The 17077-nt window shown below is 61.3% G+C and carries 10 protein-coding genes and 2 pseudogenes; 4 read left to right on the top strand and 8 right to left on the bottom strand.

Going from position 1 to position 17077, the window contains the following annotated elements:
* Both AC07VG_RS28815 and glyA read right to left on the bottom strand, forming a co-directional pair.
* A complete protein-coding gene (locus AC07VG_RS28815; RefSeq protein WP_103498195.1) occupies nucleotides 1–1251 on the bottom strand; it encodes a sarcosine oxidase subunit beta in 1251 nt (416 codons plus the stop codon).
* A gap of 23 nt (nucleotides 1252–1274) precedes the next feature.
* Nucleotides 1275–2528 (bottom strand): serine hydroxymethyltransferase, encoded by a 1254-nt coding sequence (gene glyA / locus AC07VG_RS28810; RefSeq protein WP_495004032.1) that lies wholly within the window; start codon nucleotides 2526–2528, stop codon nucleotides 1275–1277.
* 345 nt (nucleotides 2529–2873) lie between these two features.
* Here glyA and AC07VG_RS28805 point away from each other — a divergent pair, with 345 nt between their 5' ends.
* Entirely contained in the window at nucleotides 2874–3914 is a 1041-nt protein-coding gene (locus AC07VG_RS28805) for a threonine aldolase family protein (protein ID WP_495022301.1), read from the top strand.
* 190 nt (nucleotides 3915–4104) lie between these two features.
* Here the strand turns inward: AC07VG_RS28805 and AC07VG_RS28800 are convergent, their stop codons facing one another.
* On the bottom strand, nucleotides 4105–4407 hold the full coding sequence (locus AC07VG_RS28800; protein ID WP_495004030.1) for a cell division protein ZapA: 303 nt from the start codon (nucleotides 4405–4407) through the stop codon (nucleotides 4105–4107).
* Nucleotides 4404–4634: a hypothetical protein gene (locus AC07VG_RS28795; RefSeq protein ID WP_121135201.1), complete on the bottom strand. Its 231-nt coding sequence runs from the start codon at nucleotides 4632–4634 to the stop codon at nucleotides 4404–4406. Before AC07VG_RS28795 ends, AC07VG_RS28800 begins: the two co-directional genes overlap by 4 nt.
* Nucleotides 4635–4847: 213 nt before the next feature.
* Between AC07VG_RS28795 and AC07VG_RS28790 the strand changes: the two are divergent.
* Both AC07VG_RS28790 and AC07VG_RS28785 read left to right on the top strand, forming a co-directional pair.
* Nucleotides 4848–5411 (top strand): annotated as a pseudogene (locus AC07VG_RS28790) (MCP four helix bundle domain-containing protein); the annotation flags it as partial.
* A gap of 36 nt (nucleotides 5412–5447) precedes the next feature.
* Nucleotides 5448–6542, top strand: a pseudogene (locus tag AC07VG_RS28785) (methyl-accepting chemotaxis protein); the annotation flags it as partial.
* Nucleotides 6543–6685: 143 nt separating this feature from the next.
* On the opposite strand, the gene gbcB reads toward AC07VG_RS28785, so the two are convergent.
* Nucleotides 6686–7786 carry a glycine betaine monooxygenase reductase subunit gene (gene gbcB, locus AC07VG_RS28780; RefSeq protein WP_495004029.1) on the bottom strand — a complete coding sequence of 367 codons (1101 nt, stop codon included), beginning with the start codon at nucleotides 7784–7786 and terminating at the stop codon, nucleotides 6686–6688.
* 284 nt (nucleotides 7787–8070) lie between these two features.
* Here gbcB and gbca point away from each other — a divergent pair, with 284 nt between their 5' ends.
* On the top strand, nucleotides 8071–9366 hold the full coding sequence (gbca, locus tag AC07VG_RS28775; RefSeq protein WP_495004028.1) for a glycine betaine monooxygenase oxygenase subunit: 1296 nt from the start codon (nucleotides 8071–8073) through the stop codon (nucleotides 9364–9366).
* A gap of 126 nt (nucleotides 9367–9492) precedes the next feature.
* On the opposite strand, the gene AC07VG_RS28770 is transcribed toward gbca, so the two are convergent.
* The 3 genes from AC07VG_RS28770 to AC07VG_RS28760 all read right to left on the bottom strand — a co-directional run bounded on the left by AC07VG_RS28770 (nucleotide 9493) and on the right by AC07VG_RS28760 (nucleotide 16231).
* Nucleotides 9493–10737, bottom strand: coding sequence for a metallophosphoesterase family protein (locus AC07VG_RS28770; RefSeq protein WP_495004027.1), 1245 nt, complete (start codon nucleotides 10735–10737; stop codon nucleotides 9493–9495).
* A gap of 10 nt (nucleotides 10738–10747) precedes the next feature.
* Nucleotides 10748–12616, bottom strand: a complete 1869-nt coding sequence (locus AC07VG_RS28765; protein WP_495004026.1) for a c-type cytochrome — start codon at nucleotides 12614–12616, stop codon at nucleotides 10748–10750.
* 162 nt (nucleotides 12617–12778) lie between these two features.
* Entirely contained in the window at nucleotides 12779–16231 is a 3453-nt protein-coding gene (locus AC07VG_RS28760) for an alpha/beta fold hydrolase (protein ID WP_495022300.1), read from the bottom strand.
* Nucleotides 16232–17077: the final 846 nt, after the last annotated feature.

Genomic DNA, 17077 nt, shown 5'->3' with positions numbered 1-17077 from the left:
TTAGTGGGCGACCGCAGCAGCACCGTGTTCGTCGATCAACGCACCGTTGTGGAAACGGTCGATGGAGAAGGGAGCGGCCAATGGGTGCATTTCACCCTTGGCCAGGCTCGCGGCAAACACGTTGCCCGAACCAGGTGTGGCCTTGAAGCCGCCGGTGCCCCAACCGCAGTTGAAGAACATGTTCGGCACCGGGGTTTTCGAAATGATCGGGCAGGCGTCCGGAGTGGTGTCGACGATGCCGCCCCACTGGCGGTTCATGCGCACGCGGGACAACACCGGGAACATCTCGACGATGGCCTGGATGGTGTGCTCGATCACCGGATACGAACCGCGCTGGCCGTAGCCGTTGTAGCCGTCGATACCGGCACCGATCACCAGGTCGCCCTTGTCGGACTGGCTGATGTAACCGTGCACGGCGTTGGACATGATCACGCTGTCGATGATCGGCTTGATCGGTTCGGACACCAGTGCTTGCAGCGGATGCGATTCGATCGGCAGGCGGAAACCGGCCAGCTTGGCCATGTGCCCGGAGTTACCGGCAGTGACCACACCGACGCGCTTGGCGCCGATAAAGCCCTTGTTGGTTTCGACGCCGATGCACACGCCGTTTTCCTTGCGGAAACCGATCACTTCGGTCTGCTGGATCAGATCCACGCCAAGGGCGTCGGCCGCACGGGCGAAGCCCCAGGCCACGGCATCGTGACGGGCCACGCCGCCGCGACGCTGGACGGTGGCGCCCATCACCGGGTAACGGGCGTTCTTCGAGCAGTCCAGGTACGGAATCTCGTCCGCCACCTGCTGGGTGTTGAGCAGTTCGCCATCGACGCCATTGAGGCGGTTGGCGCTGACCCGACGCTCCGAATCACGGATGTCCTGCAGGGTGTGGCAGAGGTTGTAGACGCCACGCTGGGAGAACATCACGTTGTAGTTCAGGTCCTGGGACAGGCCTTCCCACAATTTCATCGCGTGTTCGTACAGGTGCGCCGACTCGTCCCACAGGTAGTTGGAACGTACGATGGTGGTGTTGCGCGCGGTGTTACCGCCGCCCAGCCAGCCCTTCTCGACCACGGCCACGTTGGTGATGCCGTGCTCCTTGGCCAGGTAGTAGGCGGTCGCCAGACCATGCCCGCCACCGCCGACGATGACCACGTCATAGACCTTTTTCGGGGTCGGCGTGCGCCACATTTTCTGCCAGTTTTCGTGATGGCTGAGAGAGTGCTTGAAGAGGCCGAAGCCCGAATAGCGTTGCATAGTCATTTACTCCAAAACCGCTCTCAGCGATAAACCGGGAAGTCCGCGCACAGGGCTGTCACGTGCTGGGCGACGTTCGCTTCGACATCGGCGTCGCCGAGGTTGTCGAGGATGTCGCAGATCCAGCCGGCCAGTTCGACGCACTGGGCCACTTTGAAACCACGGCTGGTGACGGCCGGGGTACCGATGCGCAGACCGGAAGTGACGAACGGCGACTGTGGATCATTCGGCACGGCATTCTTGTTCACGGTGATATGGGCACGGCCCAGGGCGGCATCGGCCTCTTTACCGGTCAAGCCCTGACGGATCAGGCTGACCAGGAACAGGTGGTTGTCGGTACCGCCGGACACTACATCGTAGCCGCGTTTGATAAACACGCTCGCCATCGCCTGGGCGTTATCGATCACTTGCTGCTGATAGACCTTGAAGCTCGGCTCCAGCGCTTCCTTGAAGCTCACGGCCTTGGCGGCGATCACGTGCATCAGCGGGCCGCCCTGGCCACCGGGGAATACCGCGGCGTTGAATTTCTTTTCCAGCTCTTCGTTGGCCTTGGCCAGGATCAGGCCGCCACGGGGACCGCGCAGGGTCTTGTGGGTGGTGGTGGTGACCACGTCGGCATACGGCAGCGGATTCGGGTACAGGCCGGCGGCGACCAGGCCGGCGACGTGGGCCATGTCGACGAAGAAATAGGCACCGACCTTGTCGGCGATTTCACGGAAGCGTGGGAAGTCGAGGGTTTTCGAGTAGGCCGAGAACCCGGCGATGATCATTTTCGGTTTGTGCTCGACGGCCAGGCGCTCGACTTCGTCGTAGTCGATCAAGCCGGTGGTGGTGTCGATGCCATACTGCACGGCGTTGTAGAGTTTGCCGGAGAAGCTGACCTTGGCGCCGTGGGTCAGGTGACCGCCGTGGGCCAGGCTCATGCCCAGCACGGTGTCGCCAGCGTTGAGCAGGGCCAGGTAGACCGCGGCGTTGGCCTGGGAGCCGGAGTGCGGCTGGACGTTGACGTAATCGGCGCCGAACAGTTGCTTGGCGCGTTCGATGGCCAGGGCCTCGACCTTGTCCACGTGTTCGCAGCCGCCGTAGTAGCGTTTGCCCGGATAGCCTTCGGCGTATTTGTTGGTCAGGCCGCTGCCCTGGGCCTGCATGACGCGCTTGCTGGTGTAGTTTTCCGACGCGATCAGCTCGATGTGATCTTCCTGGCGCTGCTCCTCGGCATTCATGGCCGCCATCAGTGCATCGTCATAACCCTGGATCTGGTCTTGCTTGCTGAACATCGCGTCTCTCCCAGCGGCGGCGGTGCGCCATTCTTATCGGTGAGGCCTGTGCCTGACGGCAGTGCCCTTTGAATGCGATGGTATGGCCGTCGCAGGCCGATCAAATGCCTATGGACGCCACGCAAAGGTGCGTTTACGACATGACTTCAAGCACAAGGATGATCAATGCCTGGACAACCCTGTGGGAGCGGAGCTTGCCCGCGAAGGCGTCGGCACTGTCGAGCTATTTTGTGTGCTGCTAACCCTGGCCCCTTCGCGGGCAAGCTCCGCTCCCACAACTGAGCCTGTGCGATAAGGTCAATTCTGGTTACAGTGCGCACCATAATCGTTCACAAGGACCGGGCCATGACCGACAAGAGCCAACAATTCGCCAGCGACAACTACTCCGGTATCTGCCCCGAGGCCTGGGCCGCCATGGAACAGGCCAACCACGGCCACCAGCGCGCCTACGGCGACGACGAATGGACCCAGCGCGCCGCCGACGGTTTCCGCCAGCTGTTCGAAACCGACTGTGAAGTGTTCTTTGCTTTCAATGGCACCGCGGCCAACTCCCTGGCCCTGTCGTCGCTGTGTCAGAGCTACCACAGCGTGATCTGCTCGGAGACCGCCCACGCCGAAACCGACGAATGCGGCGCGCCGGAGTTTTTCTCCAACGGTTCCAAGCTGCTCACCGCGCGGACCGAAAACGGCAAGCTGACCCCGGACGCGATCCGCGAAATCGCCCTCAAGCGCCAGGACATCCACTACCCCAAGCCCCGCGTAGTGACCCTGACCCAGGCCACCGAGGTCGGCAGCGTCTACACCCCGGACGAAATCCGCGCCATCAGCGCCACCTGCAAGGAACTGGGCCTGAATCTGCACATGGACGGCGCGCGGTTCTCCAATGCCTGTGCCTACCTCGGCTGTTCTCCGGCGGACCTGACCTGGAAGGCCGGCGTCGACGTGCTGTGCTTCGGCGGCACGAAAAACGGCATGGCGGTGGGTGAAGCGATCCTGTTCTTCAACCATGACCTGGCGGTGGATTTCGACTATCGCTGCAAACAGGCCGGACAGCTGGCCTCGAAAATGCGCTTTCTCTCGGCGCCCTGGGTCGGCCTGTTGGAGAACCACGCCTGGCTCAAGCACGCCCGCCACGCCAACCACTGCGCGCAACTGCTCAGCAGCCTGGTCAAGGATATTCCCGGCGTGGAGCTGATGTTCCCGGTGGAGGCCAACGGCGTGTTCCTGCAACTGTCGGAAGCGGCCATCGCCGCGCTGACCGCCAAGGGCTGGCGCTTCTACACCTTTATCGGCAAGGGCGGCGCGCGCTTCATGTGCTCGTGGGACACCGAGGAAGCACGGGTGCGGGAACTGGCGGCGGATATCCGCGAGGTGATGGCCGCCTGACCCCAGAGGTTACGAGCCTTCGAAGCCCCTACAGGGGCCCCGGGCACGACGAAGGATTGTGCTGAACAGGGTCCTGTGGGAGATTGCCGGCGATGGCGTCCGCGAGAGCAGCGCAAGCTTTACCGGCCTCATCGCTGGCAAGCCAGCTCCTACAGGGGGCCGCGCACAAGCCCCGAAATCGGTGGCGCCATCAGTTCTGCCCGATGGTTTTCGAAATCACTTCGACCGTGGCGCTGACCTGCTCTTGGTAACGGTCAAGTTCTTCGCGGTGACGCTGCTGTGCTTCGATCTGCTGCGAACACAGGTTCAACGCCGCCAATACCAGCAACTTGTCGCCGATTAGCGTGGGGAACTTTTTCTTGGTGTCGGCCAAGGCGGCCCTGAGCATCACGGTCGCGTCCTGCAGCGTCCGCTCCTGGCCGGCGGGCGCCTTGATCGAATAGTCCTCGCCGAGGATCGAGATGACGGTCACCCCGTCGCTGCTGGTTCTCATGCGCTCACGGGACCTGCGCTGACACGCTCGACCAGCGCCTGGATACGGGCGGCAGTGGCGCCGTGCTTTTCTTCCTGCTCCATCAGGTTCAGTTGCAGGCTTTCGTTTTCGTCCTTGGCCTGGGCCAGCTCGGTGCTCAGCGCGGTATTGGCGGCCAGCAGTTCCTGTTTTTGCTGAACCAGCTCGCTGACCAGTTGTTCCAGTTGACTCAGGGAAGCTTCCAACATTTTTCTTGATCTCTCGGGCAGTTTCAAAGGGCGCGTACGATAAAGAAAAGCCCCCTTGTTTGCCAGGGGAAAACTGTCGCAAAGCCTTGATTTTCCTGGCGGGATACTTTTCTTCGAAGCTTAGTGACTGCGATTGCCAGGACATGTTCCCCACCCCCTGTCGGAAACCTTCACCTGCGACAAATACGCGCAGGGGCTTAAGACTTTAGTCTAATGACCGATAGGTCTTTCAGACCCGCCTTAAAAGCCGCACGGAATGCGCCCTTCTCTCAGGTAGCCACCATGTCCCTACGCAACATGAACATTGCTCCGCGCGCATTCCTCAGCTTCGCCCTGATCGGCGCGCTGATGCTGATCCTGGGGATATTTGCCCTGAACCAGATGAGCAAAATTCGCGGCGCGGCCGAAGAGCTCAGCGCCAACAGCGTGCCGAGCATCAAGAGCCTCGACGATCTCACCCAACTGACCTTGCGCCTGCGGGTACTGTCCTATCGCCTGGTGACCAACCGCACACCTGACGAGCAACAGAAAATCCTCGACCTGTTCACCCAGCGCAGCCAGCAGATCGGCAAGGCCCAGGCGATTTACGAGAAGCTGATTACCAGCCCTGACGAGCGCGCGGCCTACGACCAGTATGGGCAGGTGCTCGGCCAGTACCGTCAGCTCGAAGAGCGCATGAAGGGCCTGTCGCGCAACAATCAGCTCAGCGAGCTGGCGGCCCTGATCAACAGCGAGCTGCAGGCCAACTCCGAACAGATGAACAACGTGCTCGAAAAACTGGTGGTGATCAATACCCAGCAGAGCAACGACACCAATCAACAGGCCGCCGACCAGTACGCTTCGGCGTTCAATCTGGTGGTCGGCCTGTTGGTAGTCGCCACTGGCCTGACCTTGCTGTTCGCCTGGCTGCTGACCAACAGCATTACCCGCCCCATCGCCGACGCCCTGACCGCCGCCGAGCAGATTGCCGAAGGCGACCTGACCCGACCGATCAAGGTCGAGGGCAATGACGAAGCCGGGCGCCTGTTGCAGGCCATGGTCAAGATGCAGCAGAAACTGCGCGACACCCTGCAACGTATTTCCGGCTCCGCCACTCAGTTGGCTTCGGCGGCGGAAGAGCTGAACGCCGTCACCGACGAAAGCGCCAAGGGTCTGGTGCGACAGAACAACGAGATTGAGCAGGCCGCCACCGCCGTCAATGAAATGACCAGCGCCGTGGAAGAAGTCGCGCGCAATGCCGTGAGCACCTCCGAAGCCTCTAAGAATGCCACCGCCTCGGCCGGCGACGGTCGCGACCTGGTACAGGAAACCGTCGGTGCCATCGAGCGCATGAGCAGCGATGTGCAGAGCACCTCGACACTGATCGGCAACCTGGCCAAGGAATCCCAGGATATCGGCAAGGTGCTGGACGTGATTCGCGGACTGGCCGATCAGACCAACTTGCTGGCCCTGAACGCGGCGATTGAGGCGGCACGGGCCGGGGAAGCCGGTCGTGGTTTTGCCGTGGTGGCGGATGAGGTCCGGGCCCTGGCACACCGTACCCAGCAGTCCACCAGCGAAATTGAACGGATGATCGGCAGTATCCAGGGCGGGACCGAACAGGCGGTGGATTCGATGCGCAACAGCACCGAGCGGGCTGAGTCGACCTTGAACATCGCCAAGGGCGCGGGTCTGGCGCTGGACACCATCAACACCGCCATTGTCGAGATCAACGAGCGCAATCTGGTAATCGCCAGTGCGGCGGAAGAGCAGGCTCAGGTGGCTCGCGAGGTGGACCGCAACCTGGTGAACATCCGCGATTTGTCAGTGCAATCGGCGACCGGGGCCAACCAGACCAGCGCCGCGAGCAATGAGCTGTCGCGACTGGCGGTGGATTTGAACAGCATGGTGGCGCGGTTCAGTCTGTAAACCGCTATCGCGCACACCCTCTTCTGCAGGAGCGAGCTTGCTCGCGATAAACGTCAACGATAACGCTGGGCCCCTGATGCCCAGCGGTGTGGCGGCTACCATCGCGAGCAAGCTCGCTCCTACAGGGGGCGTATGCGGCGACCTCAGTACTCGATCCGCACATCACCCTTCGGCACGCTGCAGCACGACAGGATATAACCCTCGGCCACATCGTCGTCGGTGATCCCGCCGTTGTGCTCCATCTCCACTTCACCGCCCAGCTTCAACACCTTGCAGGTGCCGCAAATGCCCATGCCGCAAGCCTTGGGAATCATCAGGCCAAGCTTGGCCGCCGCCGCGTGCACGGTTTCCCCCGGGGCCACGCGAATGCTCTTGCCAGTAGCGGTGAATTCCACCTGGTGCAGGTCCGCGGCATCCACTTCCGGCGCCTCGGCGGCCTGCTCGGCCTGTTCCACCGCGTCAGCACGGGCTTCCGCCGGCGTCGCGCCAAACGATTCCTCGTGGTAGCGGCTCATGTCGAACCCGGCCGCTTCCAGCAGACGCTTCACCGCATTCATATACGGCGTCGGGCCGCAGCAGAACACTTCGCGCTCAAGGAAGTCCGGCGCCATCAGTTCCAGCATCTTGTGGTTCAGATAGCCACGGTAACCGGCCCAGGGCTCGCCCAGGCCATGCTTTTCACAAATCAGGTGCAGGCTGAAGTTGTCGATCCGCGACGCCATATGTTCCAGCTCGCGGTGATAGATGATGTCTTTCGGCGAACGGGCGCTGTGGATAAACACCATGTCGACATTGCCGTTGGTGTCGTAGAACCAGCGAGCCATGGACATCACCGGGGTAATACCGACGCCGCCACTCAGGTACAGCACCTTCGGGCTCGGGAAGTCGATGGCGTTGAACAACCCCACCGGTCCGTGCACCGCCAGCTCCTGGCCTTCGTGCAGGGTGTCGTGCAACCAGTTGGAGACCCGGCCGCCGGGCACGCGCTTGATGGTCACCGAAAAGCTGTAAGGCACCGACGGCGAACTGGAAATGGTGTAGGAGCGCATGATCGGCTCGCCTTCGATTTCCAGCTCCAGGGTGACGAACTGCCCCGGCTTGAAAAAGAACATGATCGGTTGGTCTGCCATGAAGCAGAAGGTGCGCACGTCCCAGGTTTCCTGGATGACCTTCACGCAGCGCACGATATGCCGACCATTGGCCCAGGTCTGGGTGGTTACCGGATTCAGGAAGCTGTTCGACATATTGTTCTCCACCGCCGACTGTCGGCTCTATAGTTGGCGATTCTGCGCAAGGGTCGAAGCGACCATTTACCTATCCGCGACATTGGCATGCTTATCGCGACCAGCCCGCAACGACCGGGGCTTGCGCGTCGGGAACGGATTCGGCCATGTCGCCCATGGATAAGGTTCGTGTCGCTACCCGCCGCACACTCCATCGCAAATGATCTGCTGTATTTCTGTCTTGCGTCGCAACCGTATCAGCCACTATTCGCCGGCCACACCGCATGGCCATGAGGACTAAATCGATGGACGTCACCGCAACCCTGAGCCTGGGCGATCCGCTGGAACCCGCACGCAAGGCCACCGCGCAAATGTTGCAAGAGCGCGAGCGCACCTACTCCCTGCCACAACCGTTCTACTCCGATGAGCGGCTGTTCGAAATCGATATGCAGGAAATCTTTCAGAAAGAGTGGTTGATCGCCGGCATGACCTGCGAAATCCCGACCAAGGGCAACTACATCACCCTGCAGATCGGCAAGAACCCGATCATCGTGATTCGCGGCGCCGACGGCGTGGTCCACGCGTTCCACAACGTCTGCCGCCACCGCGGTTCGCGGTTGTGCACCAGCGACAAGGGCAAGGTCGCCAAGCTGGTCTGCCACTACCACCAGTGGACCTACGAGCTGGACGGTCGCCTGCTGTTCGCCGGTACCGAGATGGGCGCCGACTTCGACATGAAGCAGTACGGCCTCAAGCCGGTGCATGTGAAGAACTCCGGCGGCTACATCTTCATCAGCCTGGCGGAAAACCCACCGCCGATCGATGAGTTCCTGGCGACGCTGAACCACTACATGGAACCCTACGACATGGAAAACACCAAGGTGGCGGTGCAAACCACCTTGATGGAAAAGGCCAACTGGAAACTGGTGCTGGAGAACAACCGCGAGTGCTACCACTGCGGCGGCTCCCACCCGGAACTGCTGAAAACCCTGTTGGAATGGGACGACGTCACCGACCCGCGGGCCGACCAGAAATTCAAGGACCACGTGGCCGAATGCACCGTGGCCTGGGAAGCCGAGAAAATCCCTTACGCCCACGCCAGCTTCGGCCTGCGTAACCGTATCGTGCGCATGCCGCTGCTCAAGGGCACCGTGTCCATGACCATGGACGGCCAGCAGGGCTGCAAGAAGCTGATGGGCCGGATCAAGAACCCGGACCTCGGTTCGATGCGCATCCTGCACCTGCCGCACTCGTGGAACCACTGCATGGGCGACCACATCATCGTGTTCACCGTGTGGCCGATCAGCGCCCAGGAAACCATGGTCACCACCAAGTGGCTGGTGCACAAGGATGCGGTGGAAGGCGTCGACTATGACGTGGCGCGCATGCGTGAAGTCTGGGATGCAACCAACGACCAGGACCGTCGCCTGGCTGAAGAAAACCAGCGCGGCATCAACTCTACGGCCTACCAGCCGGGCCCGTACTCGAAGACCTATGAGTTTGGCGTGGTCAACTTCGTGGATTGGTACAGCGAGCGGCTGCTGAGCAACCTGGGGGCGGAACCTGCGCCTTACCTCAAGGGTGTTCCGGTTCACGGCTAAGGGCAAAAGCTTCGCGGGCAAGCTCCGCTCCCACAAGTTCTCGGTTCGACCACACATCCGTGGCATGACAGAGACCCTGTGGGAGCGGAGCTTGCCCGCGAAGGCGCCGGTACATTCAACACCGGCTTACCCGTGAGACGACCACCTCAGCGACCCATCCTCGCCAATAAACTCCTCGATAATATTCTCCCCGCTCAAGCGCACCTTCACATACCCATTGAGCACCCGCTCCGGGTATTCGTCGTCCATGGCATTCTTCCGCTCGGAAAACAGCACCCGTTCATTGCCGTCCAACTCGCTGGTCACGCCATAGGGAATCGCCCCATGCCCGGCACAGCGCGCCCGCAAGCCGTCCTGCTCGGCATAGACGATGCCGTTGTGCAGGTGCCCCCAGTACCAGTAGTCCGGCACGCGGCCCAAGGCATCACACACCGGCTGATACAGCGTGGTCTTGTCCTGCCCGCTGATATCGAAGCCCTGATGATGACTGAGCACCATCAACTTCTTGTCCGTGGGCAGGCTCTTCAGCCAGTCGATCTGCTGCTGGTTCAGAGCGCCATCCATATAAAGACCGAGCGGCGCGGAGGCATAGGCCGAATCCAGCCCGACAATCAACCAGTGATCGTTGTACAAGGCGAAGTAGCTGGTGCCCTGCTGCACCGGAAAGCGTGAGTTGAGCTCGGCGAAATAACCGTGGGCACCGCTGTACATCTCATGATTGGAGTTGAGGGTGAAGGCGCCGTGCTTGCCCATCGGCCAGCCGGCCATGTCGACATCCTCCTCGGAGCCGGTGCCGGCGTAGTAGACGTCGCCCAGGTGAATGGTGAAATCGGCCTGCGCCAGTTGTATCTGGTTGGCGACATTGACCGCCGGGGCATGGCTTTCGAATGGCCCGGTGCCCCAGTCACCGGCAATCGCCAGGGTCACGTCGTTGTCGATCATCATCACCAGCGGCGTGCTGCCGAAGCTCGCATGGCGCCGCAGGTTCTCGATCCACTTGATCAGCGCCTCGCTCCACAGCAGGTCCAGCAGCTCCCATTTGCGACAGCCCAGCAATGTACCGTCCTTGAGCACCCGGGTTTGCAATTGCGACTCCGAAGTCGGCAAGGCCGTGGCGCTGCCCATATGCAGGATCGACAGGCCATGGGACAACTCCCACGGCACCGACGGCTCGCCCGGCGGCAAGTCGCCGTGCTCCAGCACGTACTGGGCCTGGTCATGCCCGCGTTGCAACAACAGCTGGATGGCTTGGAACTCCTCGGGCTCGATGTCACTGGTGAGCTTTTTCCAGGACAACTCCAGCCGGGCTTTCAGGCCACTGAGACGGACGCGGATTTTTGCAAGTTCATGTTCCAGATGAGGCAAGTTCATGGCTGTCTCCCTACAACGTCTTCATGAATTCGATCAGCGCCCACTTCTCGGCGTCGGTCAGTTGGGTCCCGTACAGGTGGCCACTGTTGTGGTTGCCTTCCAGGCGTGTGTCATACCTGAAGTAGGTCGGCGCCTGGACCAGTGCGCCACGGGTGACGAACCCCACCTTGACCGGGTCGTAGACATCCGAGCCGGTGTTGAACACCACTGGTCGCTTGTCCGGTGTCTGCAGCAGGTCCCACAGGCTCGGCACCGAACCGTTGTGCAGGTACGGCGCGCGCATCCAGATACCGTCGGTGGGGGTATTGCTGTAGCTCTGAGTCTTTCGATAAGCGTTGAAATCGAAGGGCGGTGTCTTGAAGCCATGGAACGCCTGCACCAGGCCGACGGTGAAGGAATCCAGGCGATGGGGGTCGGTGCCCAATTGGTCGATGTGGGTGGTGACCTGGCCGGTGTCGGTCTTGCCGAACTCATGGCACCCCGCGCAGTTGTTGCCCCAGAGCGGTTTGCCCTGGGCCACCCGCGCCTCATCCAGGGCGAACGGCCAGGCCGGCGGCTTGGTACCCAGCAACCAGTTGGTCACCCGGTTGAAACTGGCCGGCAACACCGACTGCGGCGTCGCACCCACGGCCATGGCGGCGGCGTAGTTGCGCTCGTGGATATCGTTGTTGTTGCCGTCCCAGTGCAGGTACAGCGATTCCCGCGGTTTCTGGTTCCAGATCTGCGGCAGGTCGACGGTGCCGATGGTCGAGTCATCCGGGAAACCGAAGACCACCATCTTGGTCGGGTTGAAGGTGTCGGTGCGCCCCGGACCTTGTGCCGGCCGCTGCTTCTGCCAGGCGTAGGCCTGCTTCTGCTTGAGCAGCGCAGTCTTGGCCATGGGGATGATCAGGTAGCGGTTGTACAGGCGCTCGAAGAAGCCCAGCTGGAACTTGCCGTTGATCGCCGTCATTACCGCATCGGTGGTGAATTTCGGGTCGCTGGCGCAATCGTAGGCGAACCACTGGAAGGCTTGCAGTTGCAGGGTATTGGCCGGCGCCGTGGCGATCGGTTTGGCCACATCGCTCGCTGAGGCGCGGTAGGAGCCGGTGTGGCACAGGGCGCAGTTGGGCTCCACGGTCGGGTAGCCGATCTGCCGCTTGGCCATGCCGATGGGCAGGTCGCGACCGTTTTCATAGAGAAAGCCGAACGCCTCCCAGCCACCGGGCTTGGGCATTTTTTCCGGGCACATCTGCGGCAGCACGGCAAACAGGTAGTAGGGAATTCGCGCCTCGATGCCCAGGCCGATGGCCGCGTACTTGAAGTGATCCTCGTCGGAGGCGAATTTCTCTTCGGGCACCACCCGCAGCATGTTGTACCAGCTCTCGTAGCCGATAAAGCCTAGCACCAGCAGGGTGATCAGCAGGCCGAGCCGAAAGCCATGGCGCTGCCAGCGCAGCTCCCAGCCATGGCACCAGGCCCGCACGCCATCCACCAGTAAGGCCCAGGGCCGGGTCGCCGGCGTGCAGCCCATATAAAGCGTGACGCCCAGGAGCAGGAACATGCTCAGGTCGCCGTAGAGCATGGGCACGAATACCGTGGGGGTGGCGCTGGTGTCGATCAGGTAGATCCAGAAGGCCACGGCGACCAGCCGGCTCAATACGCATAACCAGGAGTGGATCACAAAGCGCTGAGCGTTGAAGCCCGATGGCATGTAGAACAGGCTGATGCCTACCAGCAACATGCCGGCGTTTTCCAGCCAGGGGTCCGAGAGCTCCGGCGGCAGGCCGACCACCGAGGTCAGTAGCGCCGGGGCGAACAGGGCCGGCAGTGCGAACACCATGTTCATCACGATGCCAATCCAGATAAAACGTTGAAACCAGCGGATGTAATTGTCCATATCACCCTTCCTTGCCAATCCATTTCTTCCGGCCGATCACGGTCCTTGTAGGAGCTGGCTTGCCGGCGATGGCGGTCGAGCAAGCGATGCAAGGCTTACTGGCCCCATCGCCGGCAAGCCGGCTCCTACAAGGTGTGGCGGCGTGTTCAAGACCGCCGCGCATCAGCCCAGCGCGGTTTTCTCCAGATGTTCAAGGATCAGCGGATACACATCGACCACCGCGTTCTTGCCGAACATGCAGTCGATATGGCCATAACCCGGCACCACATGGCGACTGAACAGCTCGGGGCCATGCAGATCGACCAGTCGGTCGTAGGTTTTCTCGGTGCTTTCCGGCAGGTAGCACTGGTTGTCGGCACCGCTGATAAAGCAGATCGGCAACTGCAGCCGGTGGAAATGCGGCATGTAGACGTCGTTGCCCTTGAAGTCCACCAGATGTCCCTTGCGGCAGATCAGCGCCAGGTGCTCGAAGGTCTGGATATTCGACTGGCCGAACAGCTCGTGCAGATTGTCGTGCAGGGTTTCGTTGAGGGTGTCGTGACGGTACAGCGAGGCATACATGAAGGTGATCCGGTGACAGACCGGATTGGTGCAATAACCCTGGGCCTCGATCCGCGCATAGACATTGAGGGCCTTGTCATAGAGCTTGTTGAACCAACTCTCCTTGCTGTCGGCATAGGCGGTCAGCGACTTGATGCCCACCGCATCGAGCATCCCCGGCAGGTGCAGACCGGCCTTGATCCCGGTGGCCGTGGCCACCACCGTGTCCGCGGCGATCTGCGAACAGACCACCGAACGCACGTCCTGCAGCCCCGCCAGCAGCGCCATGAAGAAGGTCGTGGCGCCGTAGCAATGCACCACGCACTGCACGTCCGCGGCCCCGGTGGCCTGACGAATCTGCGCAATGGCCGCCTTGTAGTCGTACTGGGCGATCTGGTCGCCGTTCCACTCGTGCTTGCTCGCCGGCAACAGGATGCTGACCCGCAAATCCAGCAGCCAGACGTCGTAGTCGTGCTTGCACAGGTATTCCAGCAGATTGGTCTGAATGGTGTCGGTGGAGAAGATATTCGAGCCCACGCCCAAGCCGTGCACCAGCATCACGGGGCCTTTGCTCCCGGCCTGGTAGCGGGTCAGACGCAGTTGCACCTTGTCCTCGGTTTCGAAGAAATGCACGGTCGGCACCGGTGCATCCAGCGGCCGCTTGTGCCGCGGCGGCGCATCCGGGTTGAAGTAGATATCGCCGGCAAACACCCCGCCGTAGCTGTCCCAGAGGATCCCGGCGAAGAACTTGCCGAAACGCGCCAGGGCCTCGATCCGCTCGCGTTCATTGCGGGCATTGAGCACCTTCATGGTGGTCATCTGCCTGGCGAAGTCGGCGGGCTGGATATGCATGACCCCGGAGCCGATCACCGCGCCGGTCTTGTCCGGCCCTTGGTAGAGCGTGACGTAAAGGGTGCTGGTGTCCGCCCAGATATTCAGCACGCCGTTGTCTTCGGGCACGGTCTTGAAGGCACTGAAGTAATAGTCGCGACCGTCCTCGGCGGTCAGTTTCATGTCGTAGTTCATATGGCGCACGCCAACCTGCTCCTGGTACTGCTCGAACAGGTTGAACACGCCGTTGCTGGCCGTCAGCGGATCAGGCGAAAGCGCCGGGGCATTGAGGGTACCGACCAGGGTCGCGGCATGTTCCGGCTCCTTGATCAGGCGATTGAGGTCGTTGGCGGTGATGGTCAGGGTGAACTCGATGGGTGAGTTCTGCGCCTCGCCGCTTTTCGCAGCAGCCTCGTACAGCTTGAGGTCGGTACCCTGGGGCCGGTTGAAGTCCTTGGAAAAATAGCCCTTCATGGTTTCGCTGAACTGCACCCCAAGGGTCGGTGGCGCTACCGGCTTGCGCGGCGCCGACGGCAGGCGGTAATCAATGACCCAGCCACGATCGGCGGCCAGCAGGCCCATGTTGCGCTCACTGACCGCCGAGATGGTCAGCAGTGGATTGACCGCCAGCGAGGTCGGAATCACCGCCCCATCGGTCACATACAGCCCCGGATACACCGCGTTGCCGTAAGTACCGCTGAACACCTGGCCCTTGTGGTTGACCACGCCTTGCTCGGCGTCCTCGCCCATCACGCAGCCGCCCAGCGGGTGCACCGAGACGATGCTGTGCCTGAGCAACTGGGTCCAGATCGGGTTCGGTACCCAGACCCCACCCTGGGCCTTGGTCGACTGGTGCAGGCGCTCGTTGCCGAGCTTGAAGTTTTCCTGCTCGCCCACGCCGGGCCAGTCGATGCGCAGTTGGTCCTGGTCATCCAGCAGCATGCGCCCCTTGCCGTCGTCGTGGCTCATGATCAGATAGGTCTGCATATTGTGCAGCGCGCCGTAGTACGGGCCACGCAGGAAACTTTCCAGCTCGCGGGCCTTGTAATGCAGTTCGGCGCTGACGCCCTTGTCGGTGGCCTCGCCGATCATCCCGGCAAATCCGGCCATGGCCGGCACCATGGGCCGCCCCAACGCCCCCGGGATCGAGCCCTCCTCGATCACCATGCGGCTGCGCCAGTCGCCTTCGGTGCGCATGTCGATGATCGAGGTGATGCACGGCCCGACCGGCTCCATCTCCTTGGCCGAATGGGCGCCGAAACCGATGCCATTGATGGTCTGTTCGCAATTGTGGCCAAAGCCGAGGATATCGCCGTTGCCACTCATGTTTTCGCCGAGCTGGTCGGACATCGGCACGCCTTTGCCGCGCGAACGCAGGAGGATTTCCGTGGAACCCAGGGTGCCGGCGGAGACCACCACGATGTTGGCTTTGACGAACAGGGTCGGTGCCGAGAATTTCTCGCGGCCACTGTCCAGGTACTGGAAGTGCACGATCCAGCCGTCACCGTCGCGTTCCAGGTGCCGGACCTCGGCCTGACAGAAAATTTCCGCGCCGTGGTTCCAGGCATCCGGCAGGTAGTTCATCAAGGTGGTGTTCTTGGCCTTGTTGTTACAGCCCGAGACGCAGTCGCCACACTGGTTGCAGGGCAGTTGCTCAACGCCGACATGGTTGAGGTTGTTGGGCAGCTTGTCGAAGGTCACGTTGATCGGCGGCGTATAGAAATGCGCTTTTTCCTTGAGGAAATCCGCCGACTTGCGGTTGGCGTCCAGCTTGGCCAGCTTGGGTCCGGACGCCGGATAAGGGGTGGGCTTGAGCATTTCCCGGGCCCGCGCATAACCTTCGGCCAGCAGCGTGTCACGGTGCTCGCGCACCGCCTGGGGCCAGCGCGGGTCATCGAAGACCCCCGGCTCCGGTTCCAGGGAGACGTTGGCATTGATCAGCGAGGTGCCGCCGAGGCCGCAACCGACCACCACGTTCTGCTGGGCATTGACGTGCAGGTCGAACAAACCGGTGCGCGAACCGATATGGCCGTCCGGGTCATGCACCTGCAACTCCTCCGTCGCCGCGACCATGGTGTTGGGGTATTCCCCCGGCTGGATCTCGCGCCCACGCTCCAGCAGGCAGACACTTTTCCCGGCCCGCGCCAGCCGCGACGCGGCAATACCGCCGCCGTAGCCGGAACCGATCACGATGACGTCGTAGCGTTCCTTGATCTCACTGATGGATGTCGAAATCCGTGGCATGGTCATTTCCTCTATCAGGCTAGGTCGGGCAACGCTGCGATTGCCGCTACAGGGGGCAGACGGTGATGCAACAAACGCACGCGCACACGGGTTCTCCAGACAAGCCGGGCATGCAGACGAAGATGGGGGTGGCGCACAGGCGCCAGGTCAGACGCTATAGACGAGCACGCTGATTGCTGGCATGACGGTGAATGCGCCTGGGAACCAGAGCACTGGCTCGGGCCACGACCTTGAGAAGGGCGGACGGTGGCGGACGGTACTGCGGTTGACGACCCATCAAGCGTTCTCCCTGAACCTGATATGGATGCGAATAACGTTGCGTCCTTGTGCGATGAGTGAAGACTTTGAGCGGGGGGGTGTCAATAAACACCCTTAGAACTGTATGAAATTTGATCTATAGCACTATGGGCTATAAGAACCGGGGTCTGGCGACCTTAGCGAACAACTTATCCACAGAGCCACCCACAGCAAATGTGGGCAAGTAGCGCTTTATGCACTGTCGACGGCGATAGAATCTGAATAAAATCCGTGACTTATTCAGAAAGGCCAGTTTCGGCAGCCATTGATCAATTTTTGATCATATTGATCCAGGCCACGTGTTTAAAGGCCTGTGTAGGACCGCGAACACCTTATCCACAGAACGGCCAACAGACTTTGTGTGCAAGTCGGGGGTTTTCTCACGCCGCTGTGGAAAACCGCTGAAAGCCGCGAGATATGAAGCTTACAGGCCGATCAAAGACTGCAAAAAGCGCATTTGTATGTTTTTTGATCAAATCTCTACAAGCCATATAAAACAGGGCCTGTAGAGGACAGCAAACATCTTATCCACAAATACGCCAACAGACT

This window comes from Pseudomonas sp. GW821-FHT03C07 (assembly GCF_059420925.1).
The sequence above is the reverse complement of the archived record's forward strand: the minus strand, read 5'-3'. Positions and strand labels throughout refer to the sequence as shown.

Coding starts and splice junctions, on each gene's coding strand:
- AC07VG_RS28815 (WP_103498195.1), bottom strand. CDS start 1,251: ATGCAACGCTATTCGGGCTTCGGCCTCTTCAAGCACTCTCTCAGCCAT.
- glyA (WP_495004032.1), bottom strand. CDS start 2,528: ATGTTCAGCAAGCAAGACCAGATCCAGGGTTATGACGATGCACTGATG.
- AC07VG_RS28805 (WP_495022301.1), top strand. CDS start 2,874: ATGACCGACAAGAGCCAACAATTCGCCAGCGACAACTACTCCGGTATC.
- AC07VG_RS28800 (WP_495004030.1), bottom strand. CDS start 4,407: ATGAGAACCAGCAGCGACGGGGTGACCGTCATCTCGATCCTCGGCGAG.
- AC07VG_RS28795 (WP_121135201.1), bottom strand. CDS start 4,634: ATGTTGGAAGCTTCCCTGAGTCAACTGGAACAACTGGTCAGCGAGCTG.
- gbcB (WP_495004029.1), bottom strand. CDS start 7,786: ATGTCGAACAGCTTCCTGAATCCGGTAACCACCCAGACCTGGGCCAAT.
- gbca (WP_495004028.1), top strand. CDS start 8,071: ATGGACGTCACCGCAACCCTGAGCCTGGGCGATCCGCTGGAACCCGCA.
- AC07VG_RS28770 (WP_495004027.1), bottom strand. CDS start 10,737: ATGAACTTGCCTCATCTGGAACATGAACTTGCAAAAATCCGCGTCCGT.
- AC07VG_RS28765 (WP_495004026.1), bottom strand. CDS start 12,616: ATGGACAATTACATCCGCTGGTTTCAACGTTTTATCTGGATTGGCATC.
- AC07VG_RS28760 (WP_495022300.1), bottom strand. CDS start 16,231: ATGCCACGGATTTCGACATCCATCAGTGAGATCAAGGAACGCTACGAC.